The following is a 21,994-nucleotide window of genomic DNA, read 5'->3' on the forward strand; positions in this document are numbered from 1 at the left end:
CGGCTGACCGCCAATGCCTGCGGTCGACCGTGCTTATCAAGCCTTTTTGCAATAGCCGGCGACCAGGCCGAGCAACTCCTCTTCGTCGTACGGCTTGCCAAGGTAGTGGTTGGCGCCGATTTCCAGCGCGTAATTGCGATGCTTGTCGGCCGTCCGCGAGGTGATCATGATCACCGGCAGCTGGCGCAGGCGTTCATCGGCCCGGATGTTGCGCAGCAGATCGAAACCATCCATGCGCGGCATTTCGATGTCGGACAGGATGACATCAGGCATCACATCGATCAGTTGCTCCAGGGCATCGACCCCATCCTTGGCCAACACCACCTGATAGCCTTCGCGATTGAGCAAACGGCTGGTGATCTTGCGCACGGTCAGCGAATCGTCGACCACCAGCACCGTCGGCACGTGCGGTACCTGCGCCGCCTCGGGCGCGGCCGCAACCGGCACCGCCATCTGCACACTGACCGCCGGCAAACGGCTGGCCAGCGCAACCGGATTGAGGATCAGCACGACGCGGCCATCACCTAGCACCGTGGCGCCGGCAATGCCGACCACCCGCGCCAACTGGGCGCCGATGTTCTTGACGACGACTTCCTGATTGCCCTTCAATTCATCGACCTGAACGGCGACGCGCTGCGTCCCCGAGCGCAACAGCAGCACCCAGTACTGGCGATGCAGCTCCGGCACGGCAGCGGGGTCGCCGAGCAGATTCGGCAGGAAATGGAAGGGGTAGCGGTTGCCCTGCCACTCGGCCTCGCCCTTTTCGCGCAGCGCAGCGAGCGGCTTTTCCTTCATTTCCTTGACCTGCTCGATCATCGTCGACGGCACGGCGTAAAGCTGAGTGCCCGCCCGAACCAGCAGAGTCTGCGTCACCGCCAGTGTCAGCGGCAGGTAGAGACGGAAGGTCGTGCCCTGCCCTGGCTGCGAGAGTATTTCAATGCGTCCGCCCAGTGCGGCGACTTCGGTCTTGACGACGTCCATGCCGACACCCCGGCCGGCCACTTGGGACAATTCGGCAGCGGTCGAGAAACCAGGCTGGAAAATGAAGTCGTACAGCGTTGCCGCATCGGCCGGCTGTCCGGCCGGCAACAGCCCCATCGCCTCGGCCCGGGCGCGGATACGCTGGGCGTCCAACCCCTTGCCGTCGTCCGACATCGACAGGATGATTTCGTTGCCTTCCTGAGCCAGTGCCATGGTGATTTCACCGGCTTCCGGCTTGCCGGCGGCGAGACGCTCCTCCCGACTTTCGATACCGTGCGTCACGGCATTGCGCAGCATGTGTTCGAGCGGCGCCATCATCTTGTCGAGCACCGAACGGTCGATTTCCACCTGGCCGCCGACGATGTCCAGGCTAGCCCGCTTGCCGACGTCCTTGGCGGTCTGCCGCACGATGCGGTAGAGACGTTCGGACTGGCTGGCGAACGGAATCATCCGGACGCCCATCAGCTCCTGCTGCAGACTGTGGTTCAGCCGCGACTGGGCAAGGATGGCCGCATTGGCATCATCAAGATTCTTCAGCAAGTTCTGCTGCACCGTCGCCACGTCGTTGACCGACTCGGCCATGAACCGGGTCAGTTCCTGGAAGCGGGTGAAACGGTCGAGTTCGAGCGGGTCGAACTGTGCCTCGCCCTCCGGCGCATGAGCGACGCGGGCTTGAATCTGGCCTTCGGCCTGAATTTCGATTTCGCGCAACTGGCGGCGCAGGCGGATGACGTTTTCGGTCAGGTCGAGCAGCGAACCTTTCAGGCTGCGCATTTCGCCTTCGATCCGGGTCCGCGCAATCGACAATTCACCGGCTTCATTGACTAGGCGATCGATCAGGTCGGCCCGCACGCGCAGCGTTGCCCGCTGGCCACCGGCTTCGCTTTCGCTTTCGCTGTCGGCGGCGGTTGCCGCCGGCGCAGCAAGCGGTGCTTCCGTTTCCAGCGCTGCCTCTGCGGCGGCCGGCACTTCCTGCGGGCCGGCGCGCAGGCGCTCGACAGCCAGGGCCAGGGTATCGCAACCGTTCTCGATTTCGTCGATGAAACTCGGCGTCACCTGACCGGCATGCATCGCCTCCTCGACCCGCGTTTCCAGCAGATGAGTCAGTTCGCCGAGGTTCATCGCCCCGGCCATCCGGGCATTGCCCTTGAAGGTGTGGAGCAGCCGGGCGATGGCGTGCGGCGGCACATCGCTGCCGAGATCGGCCCGCCAGGCACGCGACTGCGTGGTCAGGTCGCGCAACTGGTCTGCTGCTTCCTCAAGGAAGATCGGCAGCAGTTGCTCATCGAGTTCGTCGGTCAACTGCGGCAGAACCGGCAGTGGGGCAGCGGCGGCAATCTCCGGCATAGCGGCCAGACCGGGCAGTGGAATGATTTCGGCCGTGGTCAATTCAATGACGGGCGCAGCTTCCGCTGCCTCAATCGCCGGTGGCGGATAAATATCGCCCAGAGCGCCGATCAATTGCCCCTGCTCTTCCGGCGCCTGCTGTTCAGCCAGCGCGGCAAACATGCCTTCCAGCGTAATGATCGTCTGGCGAACGGTTTCCAGCCCTTCGATGCTCTCCGGCTGGGCCGAGCCATCACGCCGCAACAGAGCATGCTCCAGCGCGATGGCCAGGTGATGCAAGGGCATCAGGCCGACCGTGGCCGCGATGCCGCCGAGGGTATGTGCGGCGCGCGTCATCTCGAACGTCGTCGGCGCCCCCGGGCTGGCTTCCAGCTCGGCGTAGCTATCCAGCAAGGTCTGCAAATGACCACGCGCTTCTTCGCGGAAAATATCGTAGAGCGTCGGCGAGGCGCTGACGGAGGGCAGAATTTGTTCGTTTTCGACCGTCGACCGCAGCACTGCCTCATCCGGCGCCAGCAAGTCTTCCAGCGCCTCGGCCGTCGCCAGCAGGTGCAGATCCTCGATAACAGGTTCAGCTGCAGCCGGTAGCGGTGTCGCTTCACTGTCCGGCAACAGGTCATCGATGGCTGGCAATTCAAGAACGATGGCAGGCGCTTCGTCGGCCAGATCCGGCACCGGTAACTCGACAAACTGGCTGACGGCGGAAACCTCGGGCACCGTTTCGATCGGCGATTCGGAGACAGCTTCAGCCACCGGCACGACGGGCGGGACAACCACCGGTGCCAGCACTGCCGCCGGCTCTTCCACCCCGCGCAGACGAGCAGCCAGCGCGACCAGCGCCGAGGTTTCGGGAACCAGGCCATCGCCACTTTCCAGATGCGCCACCCAAGCGGAGAACAGCCGGTGTCCGTCGCCAATCATCCGCATCAGGTCTGGCGTCACCAACTGGTCCTGACGCAGCCACTGATTGAGTGTCTGTTCCAGCTCCCAGGCCGTTTCACCGAGATCCTTGAGGCCGACCATGCGGCCGCTGCCCTTCAGGGTATGCGTCGAGCGGCGGATATTGGTCAAGGCATCGACATTGTGCGGATCGACCGCGAGCAAGGCCGACTGCTCCTCAATCGAGGCCAGTACTTCATTCGCTTCTTCGAGGAAGATGGCGAGCAATTCGGCATCAATTTCCTCGTGGCTGGATTGCGCCAGTTGCAAGGTCTCGGCAGAGGGAAGCGGAGCATCCGCCTGGGCCGGCTTCAGGCCGGACAGGGCGGCATCGACATCGACACTGGCGACATCGCCGGCTTGCAGGGCCTCGAGGGCCGCCTTGGCCGTTTCACCCAGGGCGTGGTTGGCCACCAGATCGGCATCCTTCTGGATGGCTTGCAGATTCTGCTTCAGCTCCTGCTGCAACCTTGCATCGGCCGGTGCTTCCTTGAGCGCCTCGACCAGGGCATGCGTCTCCAGCGCCTGCTGGGCCAACTGGCTTTCGACACTCGGTGCCGCCGCTGGCTCGAAGTCGACAGCTTCATCGTCTTCGCTGAGCGTCTCGCCCTTCATGCGCCGGACAAAGGACTCGAAATCACTTTCGCCGGCGGGCAAGGCATCGACAAAGAAGCCAAGCAACGAAAGCTGCTGGGCAACCGCCTCGAAATCTTCCGGTGCCGCCTGATAGCCGGCCGCACCAAATTGCTGGATGCGCGCGCTGCAATCCTTCAGGCTGGCGACAGCCGCCATGTGGCCGAGCATGGCGAGCGCCCCACCGATCTGCTTGAGCGGCCCATCGAGTAGCGAAAGATCGTGCCCCTTGCCCGGATCGCGGAAGTAGGCGTCCAGGGCCTGTTCGACCTGAGCCAGGTTATTCTGAATCTCGCGTGCCACTTGGCCGATCAGCAGTTTTTCCTGCGCCCGGCGCGTCATTTCATCGAGCAGCGGCATGCCTTCATCGGCCGCCGGCTTGCCGGCGATGCAGGCATAAAGGCGGGCCACCATCAGATCGACCTGCTGGGCGAAATCGGTGCCCAGCCGCTTGAAACTCTCCTGCGCATTCTGCAACAGCAGGATTGCCGTCGCCACTTCCATGGCGACCGTATCGGAATAACGATGGGCATCCTCGGCCAGCCAGCTGGCGATCGCACCCAAACCCTGCCCCAGACGCTTGAGATCGGTGTGACCGATCTCCTCGGTCAAGCCAGCCGTTGTCTTGGCATGTTCGGCGAAACCGTTCAACCCGCCCGGACTGCCCGAGCAGACCTTGTTCCAGAACTCCTCGGTGCTGGCCAGCACTTCGCGCAAACGACGCAAGACCGCATCCTGCGGCTGAATGAGAGCCACTTGCGCCGCGGCGGGCACCATCGCCGGCAGGCCAAAAGTTTCCTGCACCTGCGACAGCAACGGACTCCGCCCTTCGGGGACCTGGGCAACGTGATAGAGCGCCTCGCGCATCAGGCGTTCGGCCAGACTGCTGGAACCTTCCAGCAAGCGGCGAATCTGCAGGTCGATCCGGGCACTTACCTGACGCACCGCGCCATCGTTACTGACCGCCGGATCGCCCAGCGCCTCGACAAAAGCTTGCGCCGTCCACCAGAACGACCGGGCAGCCGGGGTTTCCTGAGTGGCCTCGATCGCGGCCAGCGCCTCCAGCATCAACAGGCGCCCGGCCTCCGCTTCTTCCGGCTTTTTCAGCCAGCTGAGCAGGCCTTTCTGGTAGCGCGCCCGTTCCTTCTTCAAGACCTGGCGCAAGGCTTCGGGGTTCATCGCCACGGCAACGGCCGGGCGCTTCGGCGGGCGCAGCGAAAGGTCGGGGAAAAACAGATCGCTGGCCTGGGCGGTGGCAATGCCACGCACCGCAGCCAACTCCTGATAGACCGGCAGCAGGCGCAAAGGCTGGTTGGCCTCGCCGGCCATCAGTTCATCGAGATAGAGATGAATGCCGGCAAGGGCCTGGCGCAATGCCGCCATCGCCCGCTCATCGGCTGCCAGACGAGCCTCTTCAAGCGCGGCGAGCAGTGCCTCCAGCGACTCGGTGACCAGAGTGACACCATCCAGCCCGACAATCGACAGGGCTCCGTGTACCTGGTGCACATGCGTGCGGCAGAACTTGAGCTGTGTGACATCGGCGCTCGCGGCATAGAGACTCAGTGCCTCTTCAGCCCGTTCGAGCGCCAGATCGATCTCGCCTTTGACCCAGGTCAGTGGGCCCAAATCAAATTCAGTTGCCGCGTTCATAGTCTCTCGCGATCGAAGTCGGTCAGTCCACCTTGAAGCCGGCGACCGAACCCTTCAGTTCGGAAGCCAGCGCGGTCAGTTCGTCTACCGCCTCGGCCGTACGCTGCGTCCCGGCCGTGGTCTGCTCGGTCACCCGCAGAATGTCCTGCATCAGCGTCGCAACCTGCGTCGCCGAGTTGGCCTGGGTTTGCGTCGAGGTCGAAATATCCTGAATCAGCTCGGCCAGATCGCGCGACACCTGACCGATTTCAGTCAATGCCTGACCCGCCGCATCGGACAGCTTGGCCCCTTCAACCACCCCCTGCGTCGACTGTTCCATGGCCGAAACAGCATCCTGGGTATCGGTCTGAATGGTCTTCACAATCGCCGCAATCTGCTTCGTCGCCTCGGCCGAACGTTCGGCTAGACGCTGCACTTCTTCAGCAACCACGGTAAAGCCGCGCCCGGCATCACCGGCCGAAGCGGCCTGAATCGCCGCGTTCAAGGCCAGCACGTTGGTCTGTTCGGTAATGTCGGAAATTAGTTCGACGATTTCACCGATCTCCTGCGAGCTTTCGCCGAGGCGCTTGATGCGCTTCGAGGTTTCCTGAATCTGGTTGCGAATTTCGTTCATGCCCTTGATCGAGTCATGCACGGCCTGCGTCCCCTTTTCGGCGGCCATCAGCGACTGCCGGGCAACCTGGGCCGACTGCGTGGCATTGCCGGAAACCTGGCTCATCGAACGGGCCATTTCCAGCGCCGACTGACCGACTTCCTGAATTTCGGCCGACTGACGTCCAGCCGCATCGAGCAGTTCAGCCGAGGTCAGGCGGGCGATTTCGGTCGCCGCCGTCACCCGGTTGGCCGCGTCGTTGATCCGGCCGACCAGCACGCGCAGTTCTTCAATCGTGTAATTGATCGAGTCGGCGATGGCGCCGGTGATGTTTTCGCTCACCGTCGCCGTGACCGTCAGGTCGCCGTCGGCGAGGTCACCGAGTTCGTTCATCAGGCGCAAAATAGCGTCCTGGTTTTCGCGGTTGGTCTGTTCGGAAGCCTGACGCTGATGTTCGGCGTCGAGGGCGCGGCGACCGGTATCGTCAAGATAGATCTTGGCCAGCATGGCCAGCGTCGCCAGCGCCAGGATGGTCAGCACGATCAGCAAAATGATGTACAGGCCACGCTCGCTGAGGGTTTCCTGATAACCGGCGGCCAGGTCGTCGGTTGCCTTCAGCAACTCCTCGCTTTCGCGGAAAATCCGCGAACCGGCCTGTTTGGATAGGACCAGCGGCTGCATGTTGCCGAGAATGCTGCCAATTGCTGCCTGATACTGCCGGAAGGCGGCATCGAGTTCATTCAGTTTTTCACGGGTTTCGGCGTCATTATTGCCCGAAAGGCGCAGCGTGTCGCTGCCCTTGGTCAGGCCGCCCAGAATGTCACGGAAAGCGTTGGTGTCCTTGCCGAGCAGGAAAGCCACCTCCGGATTGATTTCGTCACCGACCAGCAGGGCGGAAGCGTTCTTGGCAATCCGCTGGGTCAACATCACCAACTGGTTGGCCGATGCGATTTCCCGGGCCGCGCTACCGGCCTGCAGCTTCAGCGCAGCAACCTGCTCGGTCAGTTCGAGCATCACGGCATTCTTGTTGTCGATCGTCGCGACGCTCTTGCCGAGTTCGACCAGGCTCTTCTCCTGGCCGATCACAGTCGCCGCATCCTTTTCGGTGGCCATCCAGCGCTCGGTCAAGGCCGTCAATTGCGGCCGGACATCATCGGGCGAAGACGGCACATTGACGCCGCTGATTTCACCGCCAACCGAAAGGCGCTCGAGCAATTGCGCAAAGGTATCGCGCGACTCCTTCAATTGGCTAAATGCGACCGGATTCCCCTGCAGCGCCAGCGAAGAGGCTTTGGCCAGGCGCTGCGACAGCATGCGCATTTCACCGGAAGCCGCGATATAGGCGGTACCGTGGGTCGACTCGCGGTTATCGTGGAAAACCAGGCCGGCGATCAACAGCAGCAAGAAAACAAAAATACCGCCCAGCACCTTCATCTGCTGGATGACCGGCTGCTTGGCCAGAAACTCCGGCAACAGGGATTTCATCGCCGCCCCCGCCCCCTCGGTCGACATAGCAGTCGACACGGTCATCTGGTCGGATGCCTCGTCTTTTGCACCGGCACCCAACTTGGGCAGTTTGAAACTGAAAGCCATGGAATTCCTCCGCTCTGGGGTGGGGTACAGTGCCCCGGAATCAAACCCCGATATTCATGAAATCTTGATCGGCCAGCAGATCGCGAACCGAGAGTTTGTGCCAGATCTTGCCCTGATGATCGGCGTAGCGCATTGCCGCCCACTCGGGGGCCGCCGGGTCGGGCGTTTCAGCCGTGAAATCTTCCGGGTTCTTCAACCCAAGCATCCGCGAAACCAGTAACGCTGCGTTCGAGCCATGCTTGACGCCGACCAGCAGCAGGCGGGCGTTTGCATTGTGCGGCGTCGGCACGCCACCACGGAAAACCGAAAAATCGGTCACCGCAAACAAATTGCCACGAATATTGGCAATCCCGGCGAACCATGGCCGGGTCAGCGGCACACCGGCCACCGTCGGCGCCTGAACGATCTCGCCGCTATCGGAGAGATCAACCAGCCAGGCTTCGTCGCCAGCCTGAATGCCCAGCCAAGATGCGCCACCTTTGCCTTGCGCCGCGGTGGTCAGACGGTCTGCCAGATAGGCCTGAAAATCGCGGAGACTGGTTTTCTTAGCCATTTAGCTCAGGGCAGCGCGGCAACTCGTTGCAGAAGTTCCTCAGGGTTGAGCGGCTTGACCAGATAATCGACCGCCCCTTGGCGCAAACCCCAGATCTTGTCGGTCTCCTGCCCCTTCGAGGTACAGACGATCACCGGGATATTCTTGGTTTCCTCGTCGCGGGTCAGCGTCCGCGTTGCCTGATAGCCGTTCAGGCCGGGCATCACGACATCCATCAGGATCAGGTCGGGCTTGCTGGCCTTGGCCTTGGCAATCCCCTCTTCACCGTTTTCGGCGGTAATCACCTGATAGCCGGCCTTGGTCAGCAAATCAACGGTGAAGAAGCGCTCGGTGGGGGAATCGTCGACGACGAGGATATTCTTGACGGGCATTTTTGCTCCCTGAACTACGTATTGGTTTCTGTTTCCGCCGGCAACGCAAAGGTAGCGACCGTTTGCAGCAGGCTGTCTTTGGTGAAGGGCTTAGTCAGGTACTGATCGGAACCGACCATGCGGCCACGGGCGCGGTCGAACAGGCCATCCTTCGAAGAGAGCATGATCACCGGCGTGGCTTTGAAACGGGGATTTTTCTTGATCAGCGAACAGGTTTGATAGCCGTCGAGTCGTGGCATCATGATGTCGCAGAAGATCACGTTGGGCTGGTGATCGGCGATTTTGGCAAGCGCATCGAATCCGTCCTCGGCGAGCACAACCTGACACCCGGCCTGGACGAGAAAAATCTCGGCACTACGCCGTATCGTGTTGCTGTCGTCAATGACCATAACCCTGACGCCACGCAGTCTGGATAAATCAGCCAATTCCTTGTCCCCTGGCCCCTTGCAGGGCGCTTTCGATATCGCTGCATCATACTACGGATGTAGTAATTCGACATCATTCTGAAAACAGTGTTACAGCCTTCAGATGGCGACGTCGGCAACCACCGGATTCGGATAAAATCGCGGCCATCTTACCCAATCCCCTTCGCACCTGCCAAGGGCGCGAGCTTTCATGACCCAAACCCCGACGACGCCCCCCAGCCCACCGCTGGTTCTTGTTTTTGCCGCCAGCGACCCCTCCTGCGGCGCCGGCGTTCAGGCCGACATTCTGACCCTGGCCAGCCTGGGCTGCCATCCGCTGACCGCGCTGACTGCCCTGACCGTGCAGGACACCGTCGGTGTGCAAAGCGTACAGCCGGTCGCCGCTGAATTTCTTGAACAGCAGGCGCGCACCGTCCTCGAAGACATGCCGGTCGCCGCCTTCAAGATTGGCGTGCTGGGCAGCGTCGAAAACGTGGTAACCGTGGCCGAGATTCTTTCCGACTACCCGGAAATCCCGCTGATTTTCGACCCAGTGCTGGCCTCCGGCCGGGGCGACGAGTTCTCGGGCGAGGAAATCATTTCGGCGATGCGTGAATTGCTACTGCCGCAAACGACGCTGCTCACCCCCAACGCACCGGAAGCGCGGCGCCTGGCCGAGAGCGACGATGATGAAAACGAGCCGAGCATCGACGTCTGCGCCCAGCGCCTGATCGAGATGGGTGCCCAGTACGTGCTGATTACCGGCACCCACGAAAGCACGCCGCAAGTCGTCAATACGCTGTACGGCCCGGAAGGCGTCATCCGCCGCGACAGCTGGGAACGCCTGCCGGGCAGTTATCACGGCTCCGGTTGCACGCTGGCTTCGGCGATTGCCGGCTGCATTGCCGGCGGTGCCAGTGTCGAAGACGCCGTGCGCGACGCTCAGGACTACACTTGGCAGACCCTGAAAAACGGCTTTCACGCCGGCATGGGCCAACTGATTCCGGATCGTTTCTTCTGGGCGCGCGGCGAGGACGAGGCAGAAGCGCCGGAAGAACAGAGCAGCAAGGATACGGATGGCAAATAAGCTGCGCGGCCTCTACGCCATCACGCCGGAATGCGCTGACGGCCAGCAACTGCTTGCCCAGGTCGAAGCGGCATTGACCGGTGGTTGCCGCCTGCTGCAACACCGCGACAAACTGAGCGAGATGCCCGAGCGCGTCGCCCGCGCCCGCGCCCTGCGCCAGCTGACCGGACACTTCGGCGCCCGCCTGCTGATCAATGACGACCTTGCGCTGGCCATGCTGATCGATGCCGACGGCGTGCATCTGGGCCAGGAAGATGGCAACCTGGTCGCCGCCCGCGCCATTCTCGGCCCGAGCCGGCTGCTCGGCGCCTCCTGCTATGCCGATTTCACGCGCGCCCGGCAAGCGGCGGCGGCCGGCGCCGATTACGTCGCCTTTGGTGCCGTCTATCCGTCGCCCACCAAGCCGCACGCCCCGCTTGCTGCGGTCAACCTGTTCAAACAGGCAAAAACCACCCTGAACGCCAGTAGCTGCGGCATTGGCGGCATCACACTCGCCAATGCCGCACCGCTGGTCGCCGCCGGCGCCGACCTGCTGGCAGTCATCACCGACTTGTTCAACGCGCCGGACATCGCCGTCCGTGCCGCCGCCTACCAACATCTCTTCGAGGAAGCCCAGTCATGACCTCACGCAACCAGCAACTGTTCGAACGCGCCCAGCGCCACATTCCCGGCGGCGTCAATTCGCCGGTCCGCGCCTTCCGCTCGGTTGGCGGCACGCCACTCTTTTTCCAGAAAGGCGTCGGCGCCAAGGTGCAGGATGCCGACGGCAAGTGGTACACCGATTACGTCGGCTCCTGGGGCCCGATGATCCTCGGCCACGCCCACCCCGACGTTATCGCTGCCGTCCAGGCTGCCGTCGTTGACGGCCTCTCCTTCGGTGCGCCGACCGAGAAGGAAGTCGAGATCGCCGACCTGCTCTGCGCACTGGTGCCGTCGATGGAGATGGTCCGCCTCGTTTCCTCCGGCACCGAGGCGACGATGAGCGCCATCCGCCTGGCCCGCGGCTACACCGGGCGCGACGTACTGATCAAGTTCGAAGGCTGCTACCACGGCCATTCCGACAGCCTGCTGGTAAAAGCCGGCTCGGGCGCGCTGACCTTCGGCAATCCGTCGTCGGGCGGCGTGCCGGCCGACCTGGCGCAGCACACCATGGTCCTCGCCTACAACGATCCGCAGCAACTGGCTGACGCCTTTGCCGAGCATGGCGACAAGATCGCCGCCGTCATCGTCGAACCGGTGGTCGGCAACATGAACCTGATCGCGCCGACGCCGGAATTCCTCAAAGCGATGCGCGAATTGACCGCCAAGCATGGCGCCGTCCTGATTTTTGACGAAGTGATGACCGGCTTCCGGGTCGGCCTGAAGAGCGCCCAGGGCCTCTACGGCATCACCCCTGACCTGTCGACTTTCGGCAAGGTGGTCGGCGGCGGCATGCCGCTCGGCGCCTTCGGCGGCAAGCGCGAGATCATGGAACAGATCGCCCCGCTCGGCCCGGTCTATCAGGCCGGCACGCTGTCCGGCAACCCGATCGCCACCGCCGCCGGCCTCGCCACCCTAAAACTGATTCAGGAAAAAGGCTTCTACGAAGCGTTGACCGCCAAGACCAAGGCGCTGTGCGATGGCCTGGTCGCCGCCGCACAAAAACACGGCGCCGCCTTCGCCGCCCAGAACGTCGGCGGCATGTTCGGCCTCTATTTCGCTGAAAAATGCCCGGGTACCTACGACGAGGTACTGGCTTGCGACAAGGAAGCCTTCAACCGCTTCTTCCACGCCATGCTCGACGCCGGCCACTACTTCGCCCCCTCGGCCTTCGAAGCCGGCTTCGTCTCGGCCGCCCACAGCGAGGCCGACATCGCCGCCACCATTGCGGCGGCGGACGCCTGGTTCGCCAGTCAGAAATGAGTGCCGCCTCAGCCTGGCTGATCCTCTTCATCGCCGGTCTCTGCGAGATTGGCTGGGCGGTCGGCCTGAAATATACCGAAGGCTTCAGCCGGCTGTGGCCTTCGGCGGCAACGCTGCTGGCCATGGTCGCCAGTGTGCTGCTGCTTGGCTGGTCGCTGAAAGTGCTGCCGCTCGGCACCGCCTACGCGGTATGGACCGGCATCGGCGCCGTCGGCACAGCCATTCTCGGCATGCTGCTCTTTGGTGAGTCGCGCGAAGTGGCACGCCTGATCAGCATCGGACTGATTGTTGCCGGTATCGTCGGCCTGAAATTGCTGGGCAAAGAATAAAAAAGGCGACTCGAAAGTCGCCTTTTTAACCGGCCAAGCTAACTAACTCAGGCAGATTTACGGCGGCGGGAAACGGCCAGACCGGCCAGGGCCAGACCAGCCAGCGCCAGCGTACCAGGCTCCGGCACGGCGCTGGTCACGGAACCCTGCGCAACGGTGGCATAGCGCAGCGTGCCGCCGGCCACCAGATATTCGCCAAAGCCATCACCGTAGAAGGTCACGCTGTTAAACGTGCTGGTGTCGTCAATCGCGGCAACGAAATTGGTATAGACGTAGTCAATAACGCCATCGCCGTTGTAATCCTTGTTGCCCGGGTTGGTCAGCGCACTGGTGGCATTGGCCACCAGACGGGTGGCACCACCGTCAAAGGAAATGAAAAGATTGGAGCCATTCGGCGCGCCGGTATCGGCATGTGTCACACTGGTGCAGCAGGTTGCCCAATCGCCGATTTGCAAGCCAAAGGCATTCACCGGATTGGCGAAGGTGAAGGTCAAACCTGAACCAGCGGCGGGGCTGGTCGGATTGATCCCGATGGCCTGGCCACCCAGCGCATAGCTGCGACCAGCAGCACGGTAGCTGTTGTAATCGCTGTCGATCGAGCGAAATGCCCCGTTAGTCGACGAAATCGTCAAACCGGGCAGCGACCAGCTACTGCCGCTCGACAGGCCGGACAGCGACAGTGTCGTCACCGTACCGCCAACGCCGGCAATCGTGGCATCGAAGGAAGCCTGGCCACTGACGATGTCGTTGTTATAAATAACCGGTGCCGCATTTGCCCCCAGCGAGAACAAGACCCCGAGCGCGGCAATCAACATTTTTTGTTTCATTTGAACCCCCTTGATGAACGGTTCTGATGAAGAGCAAATTCGATGCCAGTAAAAATTTACCTAAACAAACAATACGTTAAAAAAAGTAAAGATACCTGAAATTGGGTAGTGTAAATTTTTCCGACAGTCCGCTTGGCCGCTGCCCCTGCATTGCCATCTGCGGCCGGAAAACTGCAGTTACATCAGGAAGAGCGTCGCCAGCCCTAAAAAGATGAAGAACCCACCGGAATCGGTCAGCGCGGTAATCATTACCGAGCCGCCGATCGCCGGGTCGGCACCGAATTTCTGGCGGAGCAGCGGGATGCCGACCCCGGCCGAGGCGGCCAGCAGCAGGTTGAGGGTCATCGCCGAGGTCATCACGATGCCCAGCTTGAAGCTGCCGTAGAGCCACCAGGCGGCAAGGCCGAGCAGGCCGCCCCAGATCAGGCCGTTGATCGTCGCCACGCCCAGTTCCTTGCGCAACAAGCGGCGCATGGCGTCGGGCTGGACCTGCCCCATGGCGATGGCACGGACGATCATGGTGATCGTCTGGTTGCCGGAATTGCCACCGATGCCAGCGACGATCGGCATCAGCGCGGCCAGCGCGACCAGCTTCTCGATCGAATCCTCGAAGGCGCCGATCACCCGCGAGGCGACGAAGGCGGTGACCAGATTGATCGCCAGCCAGGACCAGCGGTTCTTCACCGAGTCCCAGACTGAAGCGAAGATATCTTCCTCTTCTCGCAGACCGGCCTGGGCCAGTTGTTCGCTTTCGGCCTCTTCGCGAATGAAGTCGACCACCGCATTAACCGTCACCCGCCCGACCAGTCGGCCCTCCGGATCGACCACCGGTGCCGAAACGAGATCATAGCGCTCGAAGGCCTTGGCCGCTTCGTCGGCCAGATCGTCCGGCTCCAGTTCGACGAAATCGGTCTGCATCAGGATACCGACTTCGACATCCACTTCGTTGACCAGCAGAATGTTCAACGGCAGCACGCCCTTCAGGCGTTCATTGCGGTCAACGACAAAAAGCTGGTCAGTATGGTCGGGAAGTTCGTCGAACCGGCGCAGATAACGCAAGACGACTTCGAGTGAGATGTCTTCGCGAACGGTGACCATGTCGAAATCCATGATCGAGCCGACCGAATCTTCCGGATAGGACATCGCGGCGCGTAACTGTTCGCGCTCTTCGACCGACAAACCGCGGAAAACGTCGTCGATAACACCTTGCGGCAAGTCCGGCGCCAGGTCGGCCAGTTCGTCGGCATCGAGCGTCTCGGCGGCAGCGACCAGCTCGGTCCGCTCCATCGAGTCGATCAGCGTTTCGCGGACGGCATCCGAGACTTCGAGCAGGATTTCGCCTTCGCGCTCGGCCTTGACCAGATCCCAGGCGATCAGACGCTCGTCGAGCGGCAGTGCTTCCAGGATATAGGCGATGTCGGCCGGGTGCATCGGCTCCAGCCGGGCCTGCAGCTCGTTGAGATGCTGCTTGTGCACCATGTCTTCGACCAGGTCGTGACGCGGCCCTTCCTGCCGGTGCACCAGCTCCTCGACCAGCTTGTGCCGGGCGAGCAGGGTCTGCACCTCGGCGAGGCGCTCCTGCAAGTCTTCGGTATCGGTTAGCTGGGTTTCTTCGCTCATGGTGCAGCGCCGCAAAAGGTCCGCTATTTTAGCACCGGGCGAATGTCCGGGCTTTGACAAAATCGCTGCGGAAAACCCTTAACTGCAGCCGATCATGGCACTTCCGCGCTCGCCATCCGGCCAAGAATGATCGACGTTTTTCGCCCGAGGCCGGGCGCTCCACGATTGCGGTCGTAAAAGCGCGGATTCGGCACCATGCCGGCCAAACGCGCCGCCTGTTCCGGCCCGAGTTGGGCGGCGCTGGCGTTGTAGTAATGACGGGCCGCGGCTTCGGCGCCAAATACGCCATTGCCCCACTCGATTACGTTCAGATAAACCTCGAAGATGCGCCGTTTGCTCCACAGGTTTTCGAGCATCACGGTAATGATCGCTTCTTCAACTTTGCGGAAATAGGATTTGCTCGGCGTCAGGAAGAGATTTTTCGCCAATTGCTGGCTGATGGTCGAACCGCCGGCCACGAAGCGGCCTTTTTTCCGGTTCTTTTCCAGCGCTTTCTGCATGCCTTCCCAATCGAAGCCTTCATGATCGACGAACTTGGCGTCTTCGGCGGCAATGATGGCGCGCTTCAGATGAATGGAAATCCGCTCGTAAGGCACCCATTGCTGCTTGAGCTGAGCCTCCGGATTCTTCTGGCGCAATTCGCCGAGCCGGATCTCCATGAAACGCGTCGTTCCCGGATTGAACCAGCCCCAGAGCAACACCCAGCAAAACAACCAGAGCTGCCAGAGCAGGAACACACCGAACAGGCCGAGGACGGCCCACTTGAGCCAGCGGCCCAGCGTTTTCATCCGGCCAGGCCGGTGCGCAATTCAGCCAGCAGTGCGCCGGTTATCGGCCGCACGCCGCGCCAGAGGAAGAAGGCTTCTGCCGCCTGCTCGACCAGCATGCCCAGGCCATCGGCACAACGTGCCGCGCCCTGCTCGCGGGCCAACTGCAGGAACGGCGTTTCGCCCTTGCCGTACATCATGTCGTAAGCCAGCGCCCCGGGCGCGAAGATGCCCGGCGGCAAGGGCAAGGCCTCGCCGGACAGGCTGGCGGAGGTCGCGTTGATCACCACATCGAAACAATTGCCAGCAGTTTTAGCGAAATTTCCGGCGTCGACCGGCGCCATGTCGGCAAAGGCTTCGGCCAAGAGCTGCGCCTTTTCCGCCGTGCGGTTGGCGATGAACAAGGCGGCCGACTGGCCGGTCAGCAAGGGCGCAATCACCCCACGGGAGGCGCCGCCGGCGCCGAGCAACAGGATGCGCTTGCCGGCCAGGGCGCAGCCGAGGTTGACGGTAATGTCGCGAACCAAGCCGGCGCCGTCGGTGTTGTCGCCGAAGATCTCGTCACCCTCGAAAGCCAGCGTATTGACCGCACCGGCCCGGGCGGCGCGCTCGCTGAGCCGCGTGCTCAGACAAAAGGCCTCTTCCTTGAACGGCACGGTGACATTCGCCCCTTTACCGCCGGCAGCAACAAAATCGGAAATCGCCTGTTTGAAGCCGTCGACCGCAGCAAGACGGGCTTCGTAGCGCATGGCCTGGGCGGTGGTGGCGGCGAAGGCGGCATGGATGAGCGGCGACTTGGAGTGGGCAATCGGGTTGCCAAAAACGGCGTAGAGATCGGTCATTTGGCGGAAAGCTGATCGCCCTGGGTGAAATACCAGGTGCGGGTTATTTCGAGAACGTCGGTATCGCGCCGGATATCGGGCGGGAACGGCGAATAGGGGCCGGCCATCTGGACAATGCGGCGCGCCGAATCGTCGAGCAACTTGTGCCCCGAGGAACGATTGATATCGATCCGTCCGATCGAGCCATCGGCATTGATCGCCACCGTCAGCACCAGCGAACCGTACAGCTTGCCGCGCGCCGCATCGGGATAGTTCAGCGTCCCGATGCGCTCGATTTTCTGGCGCCAGTCCTCGATGTACTGGGCAAAGCGGTATTCCTCGGCGCGCGCCCCGACAAACTTCTTGCGCGGCCGCTTGGTGTATTCGTCGGTGGTTTTGCTGATTTCCCCCTCCAGACGCGCCATCGCCCGCGCCGATTCGGCCAGGTCGAGACCGCTGATGCTCGGCGCCGGATTCGGCTGTTCGTTCGCCGTCTGACTGGACGCCACATTACGCAGGCTGCGCGCCTGGGTCAGCATCTTCTGCTGGGCGACTTCCAGCTCCTGCACCCGGCGGCGCATCTGCTGCAGGTCGTTGCCGGTCGTTTGCTGCAGCGTCGGCGGCAAAGGGGTTTTGGCCCGACGGTTTTCATCGGTGTTGCCGCCGCCATCCAGGTTCGACTGGGCCAGCGCCTGCGCATCATGCGGCTTTCGCGCCGACTTGGCATTGACCAGAATTATGTCGAGCGCCTTTTCGCGCATCGCATTGCTGGCATCGGGGAATTTGAAATGCAGCGTCAGCAGCAGGGCGTGGAACAGCAGCGATGAGCCGATCGCAATCCAGAGTCGGCGGTTATCCGGCAGCCGGGGCTGCCAGCGAAGCGCCAGCGCACTCACTGCTCTTCCTCCTCCGCCGCTTCGGCCGCATTGCTGTCGCCGAGCAGGTTGAGGAAACGGCAGGTCAATTCCGGGGCCAGCAGATCGAGCGTTTCGACCTGCAAATGAACGCGCGTCCCGGGCAGCAGATCCGCCGGCAACGAAGGCACACGCAGCATCAGCGGCAGATGATCGAGCTTGACCAGTTGCTCGCGGCGGACGGTGGCGTCGATTTCCGTGACCTCATGTTGCTGCAGCCAGCGCAAGCACCAGTAACGCTCCATCAGCCGCTGGAAATCGGCGTAGGCGGCGTAAGTCATCTCGAAATCGCGCATCGCAGCGAACAATTCAGCCGATTTCTGGGCAAAGGCCGGCGTTTCGCCTTTCAGGCAGGCGATCAGCTGCCATTGATTGACCATGTCGCAATAGCGGCGCAGCGGCGAGGTCATCCAGGCGTATTGCGGTACGCCGAGGCCTTCGTGCGGCAGCGGCGAGGTCGTCATCCTCACCTTGCCCTGGGTCTGGGCGCGGTACAGGCAAGCGATGTTCTTTTCGGCGAGCAGGCCGCCCCAGGTCGAATTGGCAACGATCATCAGTTCGGCGACCAGTTTGTCGAGCGGACTGCCGCGCTTGCGCTCGGAAATGCCGACGGTACACGCGTCCGGCTCGGCCAGATCGCCGACAATCTCGAAGTTGTAGTCGTTGATGCCCTGCATCGCCGACGGCTTGCCGCGGCGGCCTTCGCAGGCATTGGCGAAGTGCCAGAGGTGCACCAGTTCGTCCTTGAACGGCTGGTCGGGCAAAGCGCCGCCGATGGTCTCGGCGTTGAACCAGGGTTCGATCTCGTGGTGACGCAGGTTGGCGGCGATATGGACCATTTCCAGCCGCGACTCGTGGCTGAGAATTTCCAGCGACTCATTGACCGTCAGGTACAAGGACACCGCCGGGCAATCGACGCCGCCGGCCAGCGTGTAGTTCTGGACCACGGCATCGGGCAGCATGGTGATCTTGTTGCCCGGCATATAGACCGTGGACAGCCTGGCACGGGCGACGCCATCGAGCGGCGAACCATGTTCGATGGCCAGCCCCGGCGCGGCGATGTGGATACCAATGCGCGAACCGATGCCGGGCAGCTTGACGACCGACAGCGCATCGTCGATTTCGGTCGTGTTGGCGTCGTCGATCGAGAAAGCGCGGACATCGGCACGCGGCAGGTCACTCGGCAGCTTCGGCGCCTCGAGGGCCGGAAAGGCGACGCCCTTCGGGAACTGTTCGTGCAGGAAGCGCTTGTAGTGCAGGTAGTAGGCCGACTTGATGGCGCCGCACTTGAACAGCATTTGTGCTGCCGTCAGCCCGGTTTCGGCACAGGCTGTCTCGAAGGCCTTGGTTTCCGGCTTGTTGCGATCCGGCGCGTAGAGCAGCGCGTCGGTCAGGGCGCCGATTTCCGGCGGCAGGCTGAATTCCTTCAGCGCATTGATCCAGCCTTCAATCGCGACAGCTTGCTGACGCTTTTTTTCAAGGCTGGCCAGAGCAGCTGCGAGAATGTCGGGCGGCGCCTTGCGGAAGCGGCCCTTGCCTTTGCGGTGGAAATAGACGGGCGCGGCATGGAGGGCGAGCAGCACCGCCGTCGCTTCGACCGGCGCAGGCTCGTGTCCGTAGTAATCACGGGCAAAATCCAGAAACGAAAATTCGCCATCGTTCACGCACTCCCACAGGAAATCCGGTTCGATCTCTTCGGCCAGCGGCGTCGCCTGATCCAGCAAGGCCGCCGCCGACGGTTTTTCAAAACGCAGCAACACGGTTGCCGCCTTGATCTTGCTGCGCTTGCCGGTCGGCAACTCGACCTGCAACGAGCTGTCGTTGTCGGCCATCACATTGCCGGCCTTGAAGCCGCCATCTTCTTCAAACAATACGTTCATCGGCGGATTATAACCCGGCGCGAATTTCCGCGAATTCAAGGATTTGCGGGATGAACTCCGGGAAGCGGGTGAAGCTGTGATCGCCGCCGTTCAGCACCGTTTGCCGACAAGCGGCGTAAAAGTCCTGCGCCTGCCGGTAATCGAGTACCTCGTCGCCGGTTTCGAGCAACAGCCAGTAACGCGCCGGCGTCGGCCGGGCGACCTGCGCCCGCAATTGGGCGGCGTGGGCTTCACTGAAGAAAAACTGTTCGCCAGTATGGAAATTGACGTGATCGCCGACAAATTTTGCCAAATCCAGGCGGTCGACCGCAGCAGGATTGATCAGCACCGCCTGCAAGCCATGCTTTTCCGCCAGATGATTGGCGTAATGCCCGCCAAGCGACGAGCCGACCAGCGTTACCGGCCCCGGCGCCTGCTCGATCAAGCGGCCGACCTCGGCCATCGCCGCCTCCGGCACCGGCGACAGTTGCGGGCAAACGAACTGCCTGGCCAAGCCGCGCCGGGCCATTTCCTCGGCCAGCAAGCGCGATTTCCACGATGCCGGCGAGGAACAGAAGCCGTGCAGATAGACGATCTGCGGCTGGCCTAGTTTGCCGTCCATTGCACCCAGCCGAATTGCGCGGTGGCCAGCACGACAAGGCCGAAGGCAATGCGATACCAGGCGAAGGGTACGAAATCGTGGCTGGAGATGAAGCGCAACAGCCAGCGCACGCACAGGAAGGCCGAAATGAAGGCCGAGATGAAACCGACCACCCACATGCCGATATCGTCGGCATTGAGCAGGGCGCGCTCCTTGTACAGCTGATAGAAGGTCGCCACGCCGAGCGTCGGAATCGCCAGGAAGAAGGAAAACTCGGTCGCCGCCTTGCGCGACAGGCCGAAAAGCAGGCCGCCGATAATCGTCGCACCGGAACGCGAAGTCCCGGGAATCAGCGCGAAGGCCTGGGCGATGCCGAGCTTCAGCGCGTCGGCCAGGCTCATTTCCTCGACCGTCTGGATGCGGATCTTGTGCTCGCGCCGCTCGGCCCACAGGATGACCAGGGCGCCAACAATGAAGGTGGTCGCCACCGCGATCGGGTTGAACAGATTGGCCTTGATCGCCTTGCCGAAAGCCAGTCCGAGGATGGCCAGCGGCAGGAAAGCGACGAACAGGTTGAGCAGAAATTTCTGCGCCGCCGGGTCGGAGGTCGCGCCACGCGCCACCTTGAGCAGGCGCTCACGGTACTCCCAGACGACGGCCAGGATGGCGCCGAACTGGATGACAATTTCAAACAATTTGCCGCGATCGTCGTTGAAATTTAGGAGATCGCCAGCCAGAATCAAATGCCCGGTTGACGAGATCGGCAGAAACTCGGTCAGCCCTTCGACGATGCCGAGGATCAGGGCCTTGAGAAGAAGAATGGGGTCCATGTGGTGCAGCCTAGGTTGGGAGGCCGCATTCTACTATCCCGGATGAGTCAAAGTTTCGAGTTCGCCGAGCCATTTAAGCGCATGCCCACGGGATAGACCGCACATTTCCAACGACGGCTGCAGGCCGCCGCAGCAGGCCGGACGCTCCGGCTGGCCGAAGATGCGGCAACGCAGGTCGGTATCAAGATGCCGGCAGGGCACACCGGCCGGCTTGTTCAGCGAGGAAATCGACGGCGCGATGCAGCAGGCGCCGCAACCGGGGCGGCAGGCGAGCGAAGTTGCGCAGCTTTCAGCCATCCACGACCAGCCCCAGGCCGACCAATTGATGCCGGCTTGCCGCCGCAGGACGCAAGATCAAGCCTGCGATTTTTCGAGAACGGCCAGCAATTGCAGGGCACGGGCCCGGTTTTTGGCAATGGCCGCCTCGCGTTCGGCCACCTTGGCATCTTCTTCCCGGGAAAACTGCATCAACAGTTCATGCAGCTTTTGCGCCTCGGCAGCCTCGTCGGAGGCAGCATCGGCCGGGGATAAAGAAGGGTCTTTCGATGATGACATGAAGCTTTCCAGTGGAGATCGAGCGGTAGCGGATTCTAATGGATTGGGCGCAGGAAAACCGAAAGCCTTGGTCTTCCGCTTCGTACCCAATGCCGCCGGATGACATTTCCAAGGCTTAGGACAGGTTTCTGATCTTGATCCGGTCATACATCAAGTCGACTAGCAGCCTTGCGGTCCTTCACTATTACTTCATAAATAGGAAAATAAGCTCCAGGTGCCCACCAACTCCTTGATGCTCAGCAACCAAGGCCTCTCTACACAGGTAGTCGATCTCAGCGCTGTGCCGTTATTGCACTTCGATCCGGATAAACCTGCCGTAGCGTGGAGATTAGACGATCCCGCTCCGCAGGGTCGCCGCGCACCGTCAACACCCCGTTCGACAAGGCCTGGTCGGCCGACAGTTGCCCATCGACCATCTTGCGTAACGCCGGTTCGGAGGTGAGCACTGCGGTTTCGCTGCTGCCGGGTTTCTCGATGTGTGTAGCCAAAGACCAGCGCCCGGCCTTAGGGCTGACGCGGGTCCAGACACCGGACTCCACGAGGAGCACGGCAAATGGCCTGGCACCGTGCCGGGCAAACGGCAGCCCGGCGGCGAACATCTGCAAGCGCTCATCGGCACGGTCGTGGGCGGCTTCCGTTTCCAGTACAGGATCGGGAATAAGCCAGCCACTCGCTATGGCATCGCGGGTGGCGAAGGCGACATCCAACGAGCCCTCATGCGCCGCTGAAAAGGCGTCGCCAAGACCGCCCTCCAGGCCGCAGGCCGACGCTGACTGGGTAATGGACCCCGTTGCCAGGGCCATCACCAGCGCACTCAAG

General features: G+C 62.2%; 20 protein-coding genes. 4 read left to right on the forward strand and 16 right to left on the reverse strand.

Annotated features, from left to right (window positions below; translation table 11 throughout):
• Positions 1-36: 36 nt before the first annotated feature.
• Genes AT959_RS16600 through AT959_RS16620 form a run of 5 tightly spaced genes read right to left on the reverse strand, consistent with a single transcriptional unit; the run spans position 37 to position 9,048 of the window.
• Positions 37-5,550, reverse strand: coding sequence for a hybrid sensor histidine kinase/response regulator (locus AT959_RS16600; RefSeq protein ID WP_066885446.1), 5,514 nt, complete (start codon positions 5,548-5,550; stop codon positions 37-39).
• A 22-nt stretch (positions 5,551-5,572) separates the two neighbouring features.
• The gene (locus AT959_RS16605; RefSeq protein ID WP_066885449.1) at positions 5,573-7,735 is read right to left on the reverse strand and encodes a methyl-accepting chemotaxis protein; all 2,163 of its coding nucleotides are present in this window, start codon (positions 7,733-7,735) and stop codon (positions 5,573-5,575) included.
• A gap of 40 nt (positions 7,736-7,775) precedes the next feature.
• Positions 7,776-8,288, reverse strand: a complete 513-nt coding sequence (locus AT959_RS16610; RefSeq protein ID WP_066885452.1) for a chemotaxis protein CheW — start codon at positions 8,286-8,288, stop codon at positions 7,776-7,778.
• Between the two features lie 5 nt (positions 8,289-8,293).
• Positions 8,294-8,659: a response regulator transcription factor gene (locus AT959_RS16615; RefSeq protein ID WP_066885455.1), complete on the reverse strand. Its 366-nt coding sequence runs from the start codon at positions 8,657-8,659 to the stop codon at positions 8,294-8,296.
• 14 nt (positions 8,660-8,673) lie between these two features.
• On the reverse strand, positions 8,674-9,048 hold the full coding sequence (locus tag AT959_RS16620; protein WP_066885458.1) for a response regulator: 375 nt from the start codon (positions 9,046-9,048) through the stop codon (positions 8,674-8,676).
• Positions 9,049-9,274: 226 nt separating this feature from the next.
• Here AT959_RS16620 and thiD point away from each other — a divergent pair, with 226 nt between their 5' ends.
• Genes thiD through sugE form a run of 4 tightly spaced genes read left to right on the forward strand, consistent with a single transcriptional unit; the run spans position 9,275 to position 12,381 of the window.
• A complete protein-coding gene (thiD, locus tag AT959_RS16625) occupies positions 9,275-10,150 on the forward strand; it encodes a bifunctional hydroxymethylpyrimidine kinase/phosphomethylpyrimidine kinase (RefSeq protein WP_066885461.1) in 876 nt (291 codons plus the stop codon).
• Entirely contained in the window at positions 10,140-10,772 is a 633-nt protein-coding gene (gene thiE / locus AT959_RS16630; protein ID WP_066885464.1) for a thiamine phosphate synthase, read from the forward strand. The genes thiD and thiE overlap by 11 nt, the downstream gene beginning before the upstream one ends.
• Positions 10,769-12,052 carry a glutamate-1-semialdehyde 2,1-aminomutase gene (hemL, locus tag AT959_RS16635; RefSeq protein ID WP_066885467.1) on the forward strand — a complete coding sequence of 428 codons (1,284 nt, stop codon included), beginning with the start codon at positions 10,769-10,771 and terminating at the stop codon, positions 12,050-12,052. The genes thiE and hemL overlap by 4 nt, the downstream gene beginning before the upstream one ends.
• Positions 12,049-12,381, forward strand: coding sequence for a quaternary ammonium compound efflux SMR transporter SugE (sugE, locus tag AT959_RS16640; protein WP_066885470.1), 333 nt, complete (start codon positions 12,049-12,051; stop codon positions 12,379-12,381). Before hemL ends, sugE begins: the two co-directional genes overlap by 4 nt.
• Before the next feature lie 47 nt (positions 12,382-12,428).
• Here sugE and AT959_RS16645 read toward each other — a convergent pair whose 3' ends face one another.
• The 11 genes from AT959_RS16645 to AT959_RS16695 all read right to left on the reverse strand — a co-directional run bounded on the left by AT959_RS16645 (position 12,429) and on the right by AT959_RS16695 (position 21,993).
• The gene (locus AT959_RS16645; protein ID WP_157651345.1) at positions 12,429-13,208 is read right to left on the reverse strand and encodes a PEP-CTERM sorting domain-containing protein; all 780 of its coding nucleotides are present in this window, start codon (positions 13,206-13,208) and stop codon (positions 12,429-12,431) included.
• A gap of 177 nt (positions 13,209-13,385) precedes the next feature.
• Positions 13,386-14,828 carry a magnesium transporter gene (gene mgtE, locus AT959_RS16650; protein WP_066885476.1) on the reverse strand — a complete coding sequence of 481 codons (1,443 nt, stop codon included), beginning with the start codon at positions 14,826-14,828 and terminating at the stop codon, positions 13,386-13,388.
• Positions 14,829-14,920: 92 nt separating this feature from the next.
• Positions 14,921-15,616, reverse strand: a complete 696-nt coding sequence (gene mtgA / locus AT959_RS16655) for a monofunctional biosynthetic peptidoglycan transglycosylase (protein ID WP_066885478.1) — start codon at positions 15,614-15,616, stop codon at positions 14,921-14,923.
• Positions 15,613-16,437, reverse strand: a complete 825-nt coding sequence (gene aroE / locus AT959_RS16660; RefSeq protein WP_066885481.1) for a shikimate dehydrogenase — start codon at positions 16,435-16,437, stop codon at positions 15,613-15,615. Before aroE ends, mtgA begins: the two co-directional genes overlap by 4 nt.
• Positions 16,434-17,312 carry an energy transducer TonB gene (locus tag AT959_RS16665; protein WP_157651346.1) on the reverse strand — a complete coding sequence of 293 codons (879 nt, stop codon included), beginning with the start codon at positions 17,310-17,312 and terminating at the stop codon, positions 16,434-16,436. The genes aroE and AT959_RS16665 overlap by 4 nt, the downstream gene beginning before the upstream one ends.
• Positions 17,309-19,210: a ribonuclease catalytic domain-containing protein gene (locus AT959_RS16670; protein ID WP_066885484.1), complete on the reverse strand. Its 1,902-nt coding sequence runs from the start codon at positions 19,208-19,210 to the stop codon at positions 17,309-17,311. Before AT959_RS16670 ends, AT959_RS16665 begins: the two co-directional genes overlap by 4 nt.
• Positions 19,211-19,217: 7 nt before the next feature.
• Positions 19,218-19,811 (reverse strand): YqiA/YcfP family alpha/beta fold hydrolase, encoded by a 594-nt coding sequence (locus tag AT959_RS16675; protein WP_066885487.1) that lies wholly within the window; start codon positions 19,809-19,811, stop codon positions 19,218-19,220.
• Positions 19,796-20,620: an undecaprenyl-diphosphate phosphatase gene (locus AT959_RS16680; RefSeq protein ID WP_066885491.1), complete on the reverse strand. Its 825-nt coding sequence runs from the start codon at positions 20,618-20,620 to the stop codon at positions 19,796-19,798. The genes AT959_RS16675 and AT959_RS16680 overlap by 16 nt, the downstream gene beginning before the upstream one ends.
• Before the next feature lie 33 nt (positions 20,621-20,653).
• Positions 20,654-20,917 (reverse strand): hypothetical protein, encoded by a 264-nt coding sequence (locus AT959_RS16685; RefSeq protein ID WP_066885494.1) that lies wholly within the window; start codon positions 20,915-20,917, stop codon positions 20,654-20,656.
• 57 nt (positions 20,918-20,974) lie between these two features.
• On the reverse strand, positions 20,975-21,175 hold the full coding sequence (locus AT959_RS16690; RefSeq protein WP_066885497.1) for a hypothetical protein: 201 nt from the start codon (positions 21,173-21,175) through the stop codon (positions 20,975-20,977).
• Positions 21,176-21,447: 272 nt separating this feature from the next.
• Positions 21,448-21,993: a hypothetical protein gene (locus AT959_RS16695; protein WP_157651347.1), complete on the reverse strand. Its 546-nt coding sequence runs from the start codon at positions 21,991-21,993 to the stop codon at positions 21,448-21,450.
• Between the last annotated feature and the right edge of the window lies 1 nt (position 21,994).

This window comes from Dechloromonas denitrificans (genome assembly GCF_001551835.1).
GTDB classification, from domain to species: Bacteria; Pseudomonadota; Gammaproteobacteria; order Burkholderiales; family Rhodocyclaceae; genus Azonexus; species Azonexus denitrificans.

Bases quoted from the DNA above. Each gene is read 5' to 3' on its own strand.
- mtgA (WP_066885478.1), bottom strand. From the start codon at position 15,616: ATGAAAACGCTGGGCCGCTGGCTCAAGTGGGCCGTCCTCGGCCTGTTC.
- thiD (WP_066885461.1), top strand. From the start codon at position 9,275: ATGACCCAAACCCCGACGACGCCCCCCAGCCCACCGCTGGTTCTTGTT.
- AT959_RS16615 (WP_066885455.1), bottom strand. From the start codon at position 8,659: ATGCCCGTCAAGAATATCCTCGTCGTCGACGATTCCCCCACCGAGCGC.
- AT959_RS16605 (WP_066885449.1), bottom strand. From the start codon at position 7,735: ATGGCTTTCAGTTTCAAACTGCCCAAGTTGGGTGCCGGTGCAAAAGAC.
- AT959_RS16645 (WP_157651345.1), bottom strand. From the start codon at position 13,208: ATGAAACAAAAAATGTTGATTGCCGCGCTCGGGGTCTTGTTCTCGCTG.
- AT959_RS16690 (WP_066885497.1), bottom strand. From the start codon at position 21,175: ATGTCATCATCGAAAGACCCTTCTTTATCCCCGGCCGATGCTGCCTCC.
- AT959_RS16685 (WP_066885494.1), bottom strand. From the start codon at position 20,917: ATGGCTGAAAGCTGCGCAACTTCGCTCGCCTGCCGCCCCGGTTGCGGC.
- AT959_RS16680 (WP_066885491.1), bottom strand. From the start codon at position 20,620: ATGGACCCCATTCTTCTTCTCAAGGCCCTGATCCTCGGCATCGTCGAA.
- AT959_RS16675 (WP_066885487.1), bottom strand. From the start codon at position 19,811: ATGGACGGCAAACTAGGCCAGCCGCAGATCGTCTATCTGCACGGCTTC.
- aroE (WP_066885481.1), bottom strand. From the start codon at position 16,437: ATGACCGATCTCTACGCCGTTTTTGGCAACCCGATTGCCCACTCCAAG.
- hemL (WP_066885467.1), top strand. From the start codon at position 10,769: ATGACCTCACGCAACCAGCAACTGTTCGAACGCGCCCAGCGCCACATT.
- AT959_RS16600 (WP_066885446.1), bottom strand. From the start codon at position 5,550: ATGAACGCGGCAACTGAATTTGATTTGGGCCCACTGACCTGGGTCAAA.
- AT959_RS16620 (WP_066885458.1), bottom strand. From the start codon at position 9,048: ATGGTCATTGACGACAGCAACACGATACGGCGTAGTGCCGAGATTTTT.
- AT959_RS16610 (WP_066885452.1), bottom strand. From the start codon at position 8,288: ATGGCTAAGAAAACCAGTCTCCGCGATTTTCAGGCCTATCTGGCAGAC.
- sugE (WP_066885470.1), top strand. From the start codon at position 12,049: ATGAGTGCCGCCTCAGCCTGGCTGATCCTCTTCATCGCCGGTCTCTGC.
- mgtE (WP_066885476.1), bottom strand. From the start codon at position 14,828: ATGAGCGAAGAAACCCAGCTAACCGATACCGAAGACTTGCAGGAGCGC.
- thiE (WP_066885464.1), top strand. From the start codon at position 10,140: ATGGCAAATAAGCTGCGCGGCCTCTACGCCATCACGCCGGAATGCGCT.
- AT959_RS16670 (WP_066885484.1), bottom strand. From the start codon at position 19,210: ATGAACGTATTGTTTGAAGAAGATGGCGGCTTCAAGGCCGGCAATGTG.